A 12,018-nucleotide genomic window follows, 5' to 3' on the forward strand; every position below is an offset into this window, starting at 1 on the left:
ATGTGCGGGATCGCCGGCTTTATCGGGAAGGGAGACGAAAGCGATCTCCTGGCGATGACGCGCGCGCTTGCCCATAGGGGGCCTGACGGCGAAGGAGTTCATGTCGACACGGATCGCGCAGTTTTCCTTGGCCACCGACGCTTGGCGATCCGCGATCTTGCCGGCGGCGTGCAGCCAATGTGGAACGCGGCCCGTACGGTCTGTGTGATCTACAATGGCGAGATCTACAATCACGAGGAACTGCGCACGGAGTTGACACGGGCGGGGCACGTCTTCGCGACAAGCCATTCGGATACCGAAGTCCTGGTCCACGGCTACGTGGAATGGGGCGCTGGCCTCGCGGAGCGGCTAAATGGCATGTTCGCCTTCGTCGTGCTCGATCTCGAGCGCCGGCAGCTCTACCTTGCTCGTGATCGCTTCGGCGAGAAGCCGCTTTATTATGCCCGGCTGCAAGGCGTTTTCGCCTTTGCAAGCGAGCTCAATGCGCTAACCCGCCATCGCCGGGTCGCGCCCACGCCGTCACAGCTCGCGCTCAGCAAGCTGTTCGCCTATGGCTATTTGCCCGCGCCGCATGCGCTCTACGAGAACACGGCCAAGCTGCCCGGCGGTCATTTTATGACCGTCGATCTTGATACGCTGGAAGTGCGGGTCCAGGCCTATTGGCGCTTCGAGCTTCAACCGGACGAAGATCTGGCCTCCCGGACCGAAGAGGATCTGGCGGAGGAACTGCGTCACCTTCTCGTGCAGGCCACCGGACGGCGGCTCGTCAGCGATGTGCCGATAGGGCTGTTCCTGAGCGGTGGCCTCGATTCCAGCACCATCCTCCTTGCGGCGGCAAAGCATATTCCTGCCGGCAGCGTCAGCAGCTTCACGATCGGCTTTACCGAGCCGTCGTATGACGAATCCGGCTTTGCACGCGCGGTGGCCGAGCACGTCGGGTCGCGTCACAATGAACGGATTCTCGACCTTGCGAAGGCGCGCGACCTCATTCCTGAAGTGCTCAGGCGGCTGGATGAGCCGCTTGGGGATCCCTCGATCGTGCCGACCCATCTGTTGAGTGCCTTCGCGCGCGAGCAGGTGACGGTCGCACTATCAGGTGACGGGGGCGATGAGCTCCTCGCAGGCTACGATCCATTCAAGGCGCTCCGTCCGGCGGCCTTTTACAGCTCCTTCGTGCCGGCGCCGCTGCACGACATTCTACGGATCTGCGCCGATTACCTGCCGCGCTCATCGCGCAACATGAGCCTCGATTTCAAGATACGCCGCACGCTGATGGGGTTGTCCCAGCCCGAATCCGCTTGGGCCCCGGCCTGGATGGCGCCGCTCGACCCGAAAAGCGCAAAACATTTATTCGAAGAGCCGATGCGCCCGGAGGAACTCTTCAGCGAAGCGATCGAGCTCTGGGAGACCGGACCGGCCAAGAATCGTGTGGATCGCCTTCTGCAGTTTTTCACAGTTTTTTATCTGCAGGACGATATCCTGGCCAAGGTCGACCGTGCTGCGATGATGTCCTCTTTGGAAACCCGCGCGGTGTTCCTGGACAATGACGTTGTCGAGTTCTGCCGCCGTTTGCCCAACCGGTTCAAATACCGCAATGGGCAGCGAAAATATCTGCTGAAGAAGGCGCTGGAGCCGCTGCTCCCGCGCTCGATCGTCCATCGCAGGAAGAAAGGCTTCGGCATTCCGCTGGCGGAATGGATGCGCAGCGTGCCCGAGACACCGCCGCTGCAGCCTGTGCCGGGCACACGGCTTGGCTGGGTGGAGCGGGCCTGGAAGGATCATCGCGCCGACCGCGCCGACAACCGGCTCTTTCTATGGACCTGGCTCAGTTTGCAGCAGGCGCTGCACGGGCCGGCGGCGGCAGCCTGAACATGGATCGTGCCGCTTACGCAGCCGAGGCAAAGATCGAGGCCAGCCATTGGTGGTTCGTCGGCCGGCGCCGGCTTTTTGCCAGGCTCATAACGCAGGCAGGCATTCCTGCAAACGCGGCGGTCGTCGACATAGGCACAGGCACCGGCGCCAATCTCAGGTTGTTGCGCGATATGGGCTTTACTCACGTCACTGGCATCGACCCGAGCGCGGAGGCGGCGCATTGGTGTGCCGAAAAGGGACTGGGTATGGTCCGCGAGGGCGACATAAGGGCGTTGCCTTTGCCGGACGGGTCGGTGGACCTGGTGCTGGCGACCGATGTCGCGGAGCATGTCGAGGACGATCACAAGGCGCTTTCGGAGATCTCCAGGGTTCTGCGCCCGGGCGGCCTCGCGCTAATCACGGTTCCCGCCTTTCCGAGCCTTTGGGGATTGCAGGACGAACGGTCGCACCATTACCGCCGTTACCGGATGGCACCTTTCCTTCGGCTGCTCGACCGGGCTGGTCTCCACGTGGAGAAAAAATTCCACTTCAACTATCTTCTGTTCACGCCGATATATTTGGCCCGTCGGCTGATAAAGCTCTTCGGCATTCAGCTGAACAGCGAGAACGAGGTAAACGGTCCGCTCCTCAACCGAGCACTTGGGCTTATTTTCAGGCTCGACGTAAGCACGGCCCCCTATCTCAACCCGCCATTCGGCGTCTCCATTCTCGCCCTTGCGCGGCGGCCCGGGGGAATGGATCAAACGGAAAGCAGGACCACGCCATGACGGGCAGCCTCACCGAACGCACGATCGATGATTTCGGCGACCAGTGGACTCGTTATACCGATAACGACGGCTATTACGCCTCGCCGGAGCTTCTGACCGATATCTTCGGGCCCCTCATGGCGCCCGAGGCGTTGCGCGGGAAACGGGTAGCCGAGATCGGCAGCGGAACCGGGCGCATCGTGGGCATGCTGCTCGCGGCGGGTGTAGCGCATGTTACGGCTGTCGAACCCTCGCGGGCGATGAGCGTCCTCAAGCGCAACACGGAGCGCGACGCGGCACGGATAACCTACCTCGAATGCCGCGGCGACCAACTGCCGCCGGAACCGCAGCAGGACGCGATCGTCTCAATCGGCGTGCTACACCATATCCCCGATCCGAAGCCGGTGGTCGCCGCCGCATATAATGCCCTGAAGCCAGGCGGCTGGATGCTGGCGTGGCTTTATGGGTGGGAAGGCAACGCTGCCTATCTTGGCCTGGTGCTGCCGATCCGCAAGCTGACCACGAAGCTTCCACATTCCATTCTTGCGCCCCTGTGCCACTTCCTCAACGCGATGCTCGCCGTTTATATCTGGCTCGCGCGCCATTTTCCGCTGCCGCTCCGCGGCTACATGACCGAGGTGATTGGCCGCTTCTCTGCGGAGAAGCGCTATCTCGTGATCTATGACCAACTGAAGCCGAGCTACGCCAAATACTATCGGCGCGACGAGGCGTTACGGCTATTGGAGGAAGCCGGATTCACGGACGTGAGGCTTCATCACCGGCACGGCTACAGCTGGACGGTGCTCGGGCGTCGTCCATTGGAGAACAGGGGTGCCACGCAATGACGGCCCACGACCTCCCCAATGCGCAGGAGGCGCACTACGAGGCGATTCACGACGCCTACGAGGCTCACTATTACGACCAATCCTCCATGGCCTATCGCCATCGGTTCATCTACCGGCCGCTCTTTGCCGGACTGAAGCTCGACGGCGCCTCGGTAGCGGATCTGGCCTGCGGCAGCGGCCACAACTCGCTCGCGCTTCGGCATTATTTCCCATCGGTTCGGACCACGGGCTATGATATTTCCGAGTCCGCCTGCCGTGACTACCGGCTCCGCACAGGGAGCGTGGCGCACCAGATCGACCTCACGAGAGAAGTGGAGCCGGCCGAAATCCATGACGCTGCGTTGATCATCGGTGGCCTACATCACTGCGTGGCCGATTTGGATACGACGCTCAAAAATGTGGCGCGCATGCTTCGGCCGGGTGGCCGCTTCCTCATGATGGAGCCAAGCGAGGACTTCTTCCTCAGCGCAGTCAGGCGCATCTGGTACAAGAAGGATCGCTGGTTCGAGGCAGAGACGGAAGCAGCCCTCGTGCACGACGAGCTTTCCAGGCAGGCCGCGCCCTATTTCGTGCCGGAGCGGGTGCTCCATGTCGGCGGTCCCGCGTTCTACCTCATCTTGAACAGCCTGGTCACGCGGGTGCCGCTCAAGCTCAAGCCGCGGATTGCACCGCCCCTATTCGCCGCTGAAAGTCTCTACAACAAGCTTCCGGGCCGCGCGCCCTTCGCAGTTTTCTTAGCGGAGTGGCGGCGAACAGAGACCCCAACTTAGGGCGTTGGATCTGCTGATGGGTGTGATCCGAAAACAGGCCGAAACTTTCCTGCGGTTTGTAACTGTAGGCCTGCTGACGGCCACGATCTACGCGCTTGTTCTCGCGGTTATTGCCCAGGGGACAGGTAAACCGGCACTGGGCGCGGCCGTTGCGTATGTCTTGGCAGTGGCTTTCAATTATTGGGCGCACTACGCATGGACCTATCAGACGGACCGCCCTCATAAATCGGCCGGAGCGCGATATATGATCCTCGCGGGCCTCATGTTCTGCATCAATGTTGCGGCAACTGCGTCGGTTCCGAAAGTGTTCAATGTTAGCTTTGTCGTCGTTCAGGGAGCATTGGCCGTCCTAATTATTGGCGTGAGCTTTGTTGTCCAAGGTCTTTGGGTTTACAGGGACCGTTGAATTACATTTGCTATCTACATTGGGTCAGGACAGCCTGATAACGGGCCACCGAACATCTAGACGTAGACTAAGCGAGTGAGTTGCAATCCGATTGAATCATTCTGCCAAGGCTTGGGCCAAGGGCGGCGGGTTTGACCAGGTCGTGCTGGTGGAGCGGGCAAAGTATTACAGGGGGGAGAAGCTGAAAGGTTTCTGACAAACGGGGATCCATTAATGTTAAGCGTTATTATCGGCTGTTGCTAAGGACTTGGTGATCCAGTTGGTCGACCCTTCAATAATTACCGCGTCTTGCGATCAGCTATGAGAAAATCAGTTCCTACTAAAATCCTTGAATTTGCCATCCGCGCTGTCGTTCTTGTCCTGCTTGGACTTCTTGTTGCTCGTCAGCTTGACGCTTTTACGAAGAACGACCCGCTTGACCCGAGCCTGATGCGGCCGGCGAAGGGCTATTCGTACCTGCTCGTTTTGCCTACCTCGTGGGGCGCCGAAGTCCTCTATCCATCCGACTCTATGGACAACCCATCCATCTCGAGCTCGATCCTACTTGAAAACAAGCACGCACTGGGGCCTCCCCATTCGGGCCATCAAGAGATTGCCGAGAAAGGTGGCGGGCGCTTCTCACACTGGAACGGTGGACTTCTCTTTTCGACGAGCGACAACAGTGATCCGCGCACCAACAGGCGAAACTACTCATTACAGAGTCGGCCAGCTATCGCGTCAATTACATTTCTTCCGCTGCTGTTGCTTGCTGTGCTTGTCATTGCGCATAGACGAATTAGCGACATACCTGAAGTGGCACTTGCGCAACGGATTTTTCGAGATGTGCGCATATCAAACACGCTTGTGTTCGCGGCGCTCTGCGCTCTGCAAACCTGGTCACTTATCCAAGATGGAACCCATGAATACCCGGATACCGGACTCTATGTAGCTGCGGCAGATGCTTTTATTTCAGGTGAGGCTTGGACATTCGCCTCCGTGGGTCCTGGTACCGACCCGACGCTGTTCCGGGTCCCCGGTTACCCGATCGTGATCGCTCTCTTAAAGCTGGTTGCTGGAGATCACTGGAAGCCCGCCCTGTACGGTTTCCAGATGGCAATCTCAGTCCTTGCGGGGTTCATCCTGTACCGGTCAGTGGCCCGAGTTGGTAAAAATCGCATACTGGCCCTGGCATTGACAGCAGTTTGGGCAATCGCTCTGCGAGAGAAGTGGGACAGGGCGTTGCTGTCAGATAGCTTGACCATATCCATTTCCACGATAGTCATATCTCAACTCGCCTTGCTCGCGATCGAGAAAAGAGACCTTAGATACATTGAGTGCGCACTGATTGGCCTGGCGTTTGCCGGTCTGTCGCTGCTTCGCGAAATGAATGCACTGATTGTTGTTTGCACTGTGCCTCTCCTTCTGTGCGCAGTCGGGCGCAAGGCCTTCGTGAGGATAGTGCCGCACTTGACACTAGCTTACATGCCGATGGTCTTCGCAATCCTAGCTGTGTTCGCATGGAACTATGGCCGCACCGGCCAGATCGTCTTCACGTCGGGGAGCGGTACAGCCCTTTTGTTGCCACTCGTAGAGGCCGACCAACAGAGCCAGGCGATTTTCACGCAAGATACGTTGCTGGATCGGGTTGCCAGGGCGCGGGTCCAATCTGATGGTTGGTCAGACACCAAGCGTATTTATTCGGAGTTGGTAGCAAACCATAATATGACGACGGTCCAGATTGCCAATCTGGCCCGAAGCCGTTACCTATACGAATGGTACAATAATACAAAGATCATGATGGAGAAAACGTTAGGTAGACTTCCAGTGTTAGTGAATGTGATGCTGCCGCAGGACGCATTGGGTATGCCGTACAACATATTCGTCACTGTCCTATTTTTCTCTTGCGTGACATTGTTCCCGATTTTTCTATCGGTTTTTGCACTTCTTTTTCAAGAGTCCCAACGCGAGCTTGCGATCGTCGCTTCGCTCCTTTTCATCTGTATAGGACCGTCAATTGCATATGCAGCAATACACTTGGAAGTCAGATACGTGTTGTTTACGATAGCGCCGCTTTTGGTTGTATTCGCCTTATCAGTAAGGGCGCTTCTAGCGCGAGGTCAGGCTAATCGCTCTTGCAGCGCTAACAGATATCGATGATATGCGGATATCGCCTGGGACGTGCAAGAACACGCAACGCAAGAGTCGGCCGGAAACGGTGATGACCGATCGACCGAAAGTGGGCAGGCATGCGGCACACGTCTGTCTGGCTGACGGGAGCCGTGAACGGCTATGCTGCAATACAGCACGAGCAAAACGCCTTCGACGAGCTGACTCTTTGCGTTACGTAGTATTTCCCCTCTCTCCCACCTAGCGCAGTCAGGGTGCCGATATCTGTGTCGTCGCTCTTTGACGCTCAGGCCTAGATCTGCGACTATATGGGGCGACCAGATTGAGTTTCTAGCAGGTGTTCGTCGGTACATTTTTGAAGATCGTGGGTGGGTTGGTGACGGCGGCCACGATGCTGTTCATTGTACTTGTGCTGCTAGTGCAACTCGGGGTCGTCAACCCGTATCCAACTCCCCCTAATGAGGCGATGAATCTCCCATATTTTGGCCGCTCGGCAGCGGTCGAGCTGGGCGAACTTCGCAGGCGTGACGGCGAGCCTCTGCCCGACTATCAGGAGCGGCTTGTTCACGGCGTCAATGCCTGGATGGTTCACTACTGGCCCGCCGAGGATCGATCTTTCGTTGGCGTGAGCCCATTCGACCTTTACCCGTTGTGGCTGAAGTCATTCTTTCCCGGCTACGAGCACTTTGCGGATTACGAGTTCATCACACCCGATCTCGCTTGGCACCGTGGATATGGATATTGTTCTCAAGTGTCCCGGATCGTGTACTCGGTCCTGCGCGATCAGGGCATTGGGTCGGTCGTCGTCCATCACCCTAATCACGTGGTGGTCGAATCAGCCGGCCACGTCCTCGACGCTGACTACGGCGTGTTCATCCCGCGATCCCTGAAAGAGATGCGAGACAATCTTGGCTTGGTCGATACCTATTACGGGCCCACTTTTCAGAGCATGGTTCCACTGCTGCGATCGATCTATCGCCAGGGCTGGATGGTCTCAGGCTCAGATGCGCAGTTCGATGCTGCTCGCCGAGTCGAGACCGAAGCCATTGTCTGGAAGTGGCGTTTGCTGGTGATCGCCCTGTGGGTTTCGGTCGCGGCGCTCGATGCAGGGCTCTGCTGGCCTCGCTTTTGGAGGTCGGTGGGGCCGATTCTCAGCAGCAGTCGCACCCGGTTCAGGTACATGCCAGCACGTCTCGCCCGGTAAGCTGGAGAAGGAGAAGCCGGCCCCTGTCGCTCCGATTGTCATAGAGCTGCGAAGCTGGAAACTGCAGTCAAACTTACCGGCAATATCAGCCTGATAGCCTAAATGGAGGGTTCGGCACACTGTATTGGCAGAAGCCGAGCGCAAAGATCGCGATACTTGCTGGAAACAAAAGAATGTCGTGCGACATCGTGAACAGGGCGGCTGCCGCGACCGGAAATTCCCACGTATCGCGCCTGGCCCATACATAGAAAGCGGCAGTGCCGACGAAGAGAAGCGGAATCAGAAATCCCATCCATCCGAACGCCAAGGCGAAGAGAAGATAGGTGTTGTGTGGCACCAACGCGTGTGCCTCCACAAGCCCAAGCCCAAGCCATGGTGCGTCGAAGAATCGGATCAGAGCTCGACGAAGCAGTAGCGACCTTGCCGAGGCGGAGTCCACCATCCCCTCCGTTAGCACGCGCTGATCCAACTCGATGAGTTCATCGCTGAATCCAGCTTCCTCGCCGTTCACCTGATCAGTCAGAATATCGATTGACGACAGGCTCCGCACAATGGCGTGTTTCGCCTCGCCGACACTGTGATAGGCACTGTCGGCGGCAACGACGAAGCGATCGTTGGTTGCCGTAGCCGTGCCGATCCAAAACACTGCCAGAAGGCCCGCTACTACTGCGCGCCTGTCCGGGATGAGTCTGTCACCCGATGGCCAAGCTTGGAGGAATTTGATGGTTGCCGGCGTAAGTGCCACGATTGTCACGGTCGCAGCGATAAGCAAGTTGGATCGTGACAAGGTCACGAAAACCCCCGCGGCCACCAAAACGACAAAGGACTGGCGCCATGCCTTCGGTACGGCGCGCCACGTGACAGCGGCGCCGAGGATCAGTTGTGCCGCCGCTACGTTGGGGCCTTGGGCGAGGCCTGCCGCCCGGCCCACGGAATTGGTGAAACCGTGCGGAAGCAGGATGTCGACAAGGCACATTGCGGCGCTGAATGCAGTGATTGCAGCCCCAAGGCGCAGGACGCGAGTGATCCCGCAGGCCGCCGACAAAACCGTCAGGCTGGCGCAAAGCCCCATTGCAACCAGATAGTTTTTCGCGACGAAGTCAACCGGATGGAGCAGGACAAATGCGGCTGAGATGAAGCATGTAACCAAGGCAGGCCATGTGCCGTCGACGATCTTACGTTCGTTGACGATGACAATGGCCGCGACACCAAGTGTCGCCAGCCAATATGCGTAGTAGACGGCCCGCCACCCTGGTAGGTCAGCAAGCGCTCCAGAGAAGAACGTGACTATATTCCCCTCAAACGCCACAAGCGCTGTGGCTGCCAAGCTGAAGGCAATGTTTCGCAATGCATTGCAATCCAGAGCCAAATCCCCCTGCATTTGTTTTCCTTTGCTTTCGGAGTTCGGCACCGTTGATGCTGGACCAATCATCGCCGCCCGGCCCGCAGCCGGCTCATGCACCTGATTTCCCCCTCTCTCGTACAACTGCAGCTTAGCTAATGTACACAGCGACCTCAACCGGCTCATTCGAAGCGATTGCCACGCAGATGCGCGGATGAGGCTGCGAAAGCTCTCCCGACTATCTGAGCTGGTATTCCGATAACTCAGGCGAAGGGGACACTGTGTGGAGTGGTGCACACGCTGCCGTGTTGGCTGAGCTGAGATAAGCCCAGTGCCAGCAGAACGATGCTGGACGGGAATAGCAGCACGTCATGCGACACGGCGAACAGGGCGGCGACGGTCAGGGGAAACTCCCAGTTTCCTGTCCGCATTGCCACCATAACCGCAATCACAACGAAGCCTGCGGGGACTAGCCATCCGAGAGCACCGAACGCCAGGGCAAGCAACAGGTAAGTATTGTGAGGTACCAGTCGGTGGGCCTCCTTCGGCCCCACGCCAACCCAAGGTGACGTCGCATAACGGATCAACGCTCTGCGGAGGAGCACTGACCGGGCAGCGGCGGAGTTTATCTCACCTTCGCTAAGGGCACGCTGATCTAGCTCTGGCAGCTCTATCGTCGCCCCCGGGGCTGCCAAGACGCTGAAGCTTGTGGCTCCCTGGACCGCTGCGGTAACCGCTTGTCCGAGGCTGTGGTAAGTGGCGTCAACGGCGATCAGGAACCGATCATTGGACACTACAGCCACCAATACCCACCCGACGAGGCCCGCGCCAACCCCTACGTCTCGCCATCTGATGGCGTCAACTCGCGGTCTATGCTTGATGAAGTACGTCACGCCGGCAGCCGCTAAGGCCATGGAGCCAACCATCAGGCAAGAGCGTGATAGGGTGGCCACCAGGGCGGCCCCCACCAACAGCAAGAAAGGCCACAGCCATTTGGGCGGAACGGCCCTCCATGCGACAACAGCCCCAAGCACTAACTGGGCAGCAGCCATGTTCGGTCCCTGGGCCAGGCCGGCGGCACGACCTGCGGTATTCGTGAAGCCTTCATCCAGCATGATGTCAACGAGACACATCAAAGCGTTGAACGCTGTGATTGCGGCCGCAAGGCGCAGGACGCGATCTGTTCCGATCGTCAGCGCCAGCGCCGTTATGCTGACGCAGAGGCCCATGGCGACGAGGTAGTTTTTTGCGACCCAATCAATTGGGTGAAGAATCACGAGGGCAGCCGAGCCGGTACATAACAACAGTACAGGCAAAGTTTTTATGGCAACCTTTCGATTGCATATCAGAGCTGCTGCGGCCGCGCCGAGTGCCGCAAGCCAAAAACCATAGTAGAGAGGGCGCCATGCCGGCCATGCTCTGAGTGAATCAGAGAAGAAGGGCACTAGATTGCTCTGAAACCCGATAATCGTTAGGGCAACCAAAACATAAGGTATGAAAGATAGTCCGGTGCCGCTGTATCGGCCTGTAGCGAATTCCGCCTGCATCGGCTCCCCCGCGCAGATTTCCCCCCTGATCATGCCATTTGCCCTCCCGGGGCGGCCCCAACGCCCGATAGCCGATCTAGGCCGGATCTTCAATAACTTGTGTACTATTCGAAAACGCTAATGGAAGGCTCTGCCGGCGGCGGCCACTCGGACACGCCTCTCGAGGGGGGAACGCATGACGATTACGCAACCGAGGCAAGCTGCGTTTGTTGGCCTCACCCGCGGGCCAGCGACACAAATTCGGCTCCGGATCGGGTGACGGCTTCCTTCGCATCTATCTTGGGCGCCCAATCGAACGTCCTGCGAAACAATGTCGAATCCACCTCCAGATCGCCGAGAAGGCTCTTCGCCGCCTGCTCCTTATTTAGGGCTTTGAGCGCAGCTTTCAGCACCACAGCCGGCACAGGCGGCAGGCGTTGCGGCAGTCCCATACCATGGCGCAGCCAGCAGAGTATTTCGGCCAAGCTTACGGATTCGCTGTCTGAAATCATATAGATGCCCGGGCGCAGGGCATCGTGAGGTAGGGAGATCAGCTTCAGCAGGGCGTCGGTCAGATTATCGACGGCGATCAGCGTGCGACGATTGCACACCCCGCCGAAGGGCAGCGGTATTCCGCTTGCAGCCAGGCGCTGCAACAGTCGCCAGTTTCCGCGCGCTGCGGCTCCGTAGACGAGCGGCGGCCTCAGTGCGATTCCACGACGACCTTCACCGCTGAATGTGAGCAAATGCCCCTCGGCGGCGAGTTTCGAACGTCCATAAGGGTTCGATGGGGCAGGGGGCAGCCGTTCATCGACCACGGTATCCACCGAATGATCGGTCACCGCGAAGACACTCGACATTAGAATGAAGCGCTTGACGCCTGAGATGGAGGCCTGCTCCAAAAGACGGGCGGTCCCGAGGTCATTCACCTTGCGGACCAATTCGTCCGAGACGCCTGATGCTGGAACCTGCGCCGCCAGGTGGACGACGGCCTGGCAGTCTTCGAGTGCGCGACTCCAGTCCGTCGAGGGTCCAATATCGCCGATTGCGAAGTACCGGCGATTCTGGTTGTGCTCGGCGTTTACGGTTCGGCCAGCCAGGTTGAGCCTATATCCGGCATCAAGCAGCAGCTGCACAAGGGAAGCGCCGATGAACCCGCTATATCCCGTGACAAGAATGCGCATGGATTATATTAGGTAAC

The 12,018-nt window shown here is 58.6% G+C and carries 10 protein-coding genes; 7 read left to right on the top strand and 3 right to left on the bottom strand.

Features of this window, described 5'->3' with window-relative positions; translation table 11 throughout:
* The 7 genes from asnB (at nt 1) to SAZ10_RS04205 (ending at nt 7,949) form a co-directional block, all read left to right on the top strand.
* A complete protein-coding gene (gene asnB, locus SAZ10_RS04175) occupies nt 1-1,869 on the top strand; it encodes an asparagine synthase (glutamine-hydrolyzing) (RefSeq protein ID WP_318607918.1) in 1,869 nt (622 codons plus the stop codon).
* A gap of 2 nt (nt 1,870-1,871) precedes the next feature.
* Nucleotides 1,872-2,639, top strand: a complete 768-nt coding sequence (locus SAZ10_RS04180; RefSeq protein ID WP_318607919.1) for a class I SAM-dependent methyltransferase — start codon at nt 1,872-1,874, stop codon at nt 2,637-2,639.
* Nucleotides 2,636-3,463, top strand: coding sequence for a class I SAM-dependent methyltransferase (locus tag SAZ10_RS04185; RefSeq protein WP_318607920.1), 828 nt, complete (start codon nt 2,636-2,638; stop codon nt 3,461-3,463). The genes SAZ10_RS04180 and SAZ10_RS04185 overlap by 4 nt, the downstream gene beginning before the upstream one ends.
* Nucleotides 3,460-4,233: a class I SAM-dependent methyltransferase gene (locus SAZ10_RS04190; RefSeq protein WP_318607922.1), complete on the top strand. Its 774-nt coding sequence runs from the start codon at nt 3,460-3,462 to the stop codon at nt 4,231-4,233. The genes SAZ10_RS04185 and SAZ10_RS04190 overlap by 4 nt, the downstream gene beginning before the upstream one ends.
* Before the next feature lie 16 nt (nt 4,234-4,249).
* Entirely contained in the window at nt 4,250-4,639 is a 390-nt protein-coding gene (locus SAZ10_RS04195; RefSeq protein WP_318607923.1) for a GtrA family protein, read from the top strand.
* A gap of 300 nt (nt 4,640-4,939) precedes the next feature.
* The gene (locus SAZ10_RS04200; protein ID WP_318607924.1) at nt 4,940-6,775 is read left to right on the top strand and encodes a hypothetical protein; all 1,836 of its coding nucleotides are present in this window, start codon (nt 4,940-4,942) and stop codon (nt 6,773-6,775) included.
* Nucleotides 6,776-7,082: 307 nt separating this feature from the next.
* Nucleotides 7,083-7,949, top strand: coding sequence for a hypothetical protein (locus tag SAZ10_RS04205; RefSeq protein ID WP_318607925.1), 867 nt, complete (start codon nt 7,083-7,085; stop codon nt 7,947-7,949).
* Between the two features lie 85 nt (nt 7,950-8,034).
* Here SAZ10_RS04205 and SAZ10_RS04210 read toward each other — a convergent pair whose 3' ends face one another.
* From SAZ10_RS04210 to SAZ10_RS04220, 3 genes are all read right to left on the bottom strand, one after another.
* Nucleotides 8,035-9,411 (bottom strand): hypothetical protein, encoded by a 1,377-nt coding sequence (locus tag SAZ10_RS04210; RefSeq protein ID WP_318607926.1) that lies wholly within the window; start codon nt 9,409-9,411, stop codon nt 8,035-8,037.
* Between the two features lie 143 nt (nt 9,412-9,554).
* Nucleotides 9,555-10,871: an O-antigen ligase family protein gene (locus SAZ10_RS04215; RefSeq protein WP_318607927.1), complete on the bottom strand. Its 1,317-nt coding sequence runs from the start codon at nt 10,869-10,871 to the stop codon at nt 9,555-9,557.
* Between the two features lie 182 nt (nt 10,872-11,053).
* A complete protein-coding gene (locus SAZ10_RS04220) occupies nt 11,054-12,001 on the bottom strand; it encodes an NAD-dependent epimerase/dehydratase family protein (RefSeq protein WP_318607928.1) in 948 nt (315 codons plus the stop codon).
* Nucleotides 12,002-12,018: the final 17 nt, after the last annotated feature.

It is taken from the genome of Mesorhizobium sp. BAC0120 (assembly GCF_033542235.1).
GTDB lineage: Bacteria > Pseudomonadota > Alphaproteobacteria > Rhizobiales > Rhizobiaceae > JAWRCU01.

Coding starts and splice junctions, on each gene's coding strand:
- asnB (WP_318607918.1), top strand. CDS start 1: ATGTGCGGGATCGCCGGCTTTATCGGGAAGGGAGACGAAAGCGATCTC.
- SAZ10_RS04195 (WP_318607923.1), top strand. CDS start 4,250: ATGGGTGTGATCCGAAAACAGGCCGAAACTTTCCTGCGGTTTGTAACT.
- SAZ10_RS04220 (WP_318607928.1), bottom strand. CDS start 12,001: ATGCGCATTCTTGTCACGGGATATAGCGGGTTCATCGGCGCTTCCCTT.
- SAZ10_RS04190 (WP_318607922.1), top strand. CDS start 3,460: ATGACGGCCCACGACCTCCCCAATGCGCAGGAGGCGCACTACGAGGCG.
- SAZ10_RS04200 (WP_318607924.1), top strand. CDS start 4,940: ATGAGAAAATCAGTTCCTACTAAAATCCTTGAATTTGCCATCCGCGCT.
- SAZ10_RS04180 (WP_318607919.1), top strand. CDS start 1,872: ATGGATCGTGCCGCTTACGCAGCCGAGGCAAAGATCGAGGCCAGCCAT.
- SAZ10_RS04215 (WP_318607927.1), bottom strand. CDS start 10,871: ATGATCAGGGGGGAAATCTGCGCGGGGGAGCCGATGCAGGCGGAATTC.
- SAZ10_RS04185 (WP_318607920.1), top strand. CDS start 2,636: ATGACGGGCAGCCTCACCGAACGCACGATCGATGATTTCGGCGACCAG.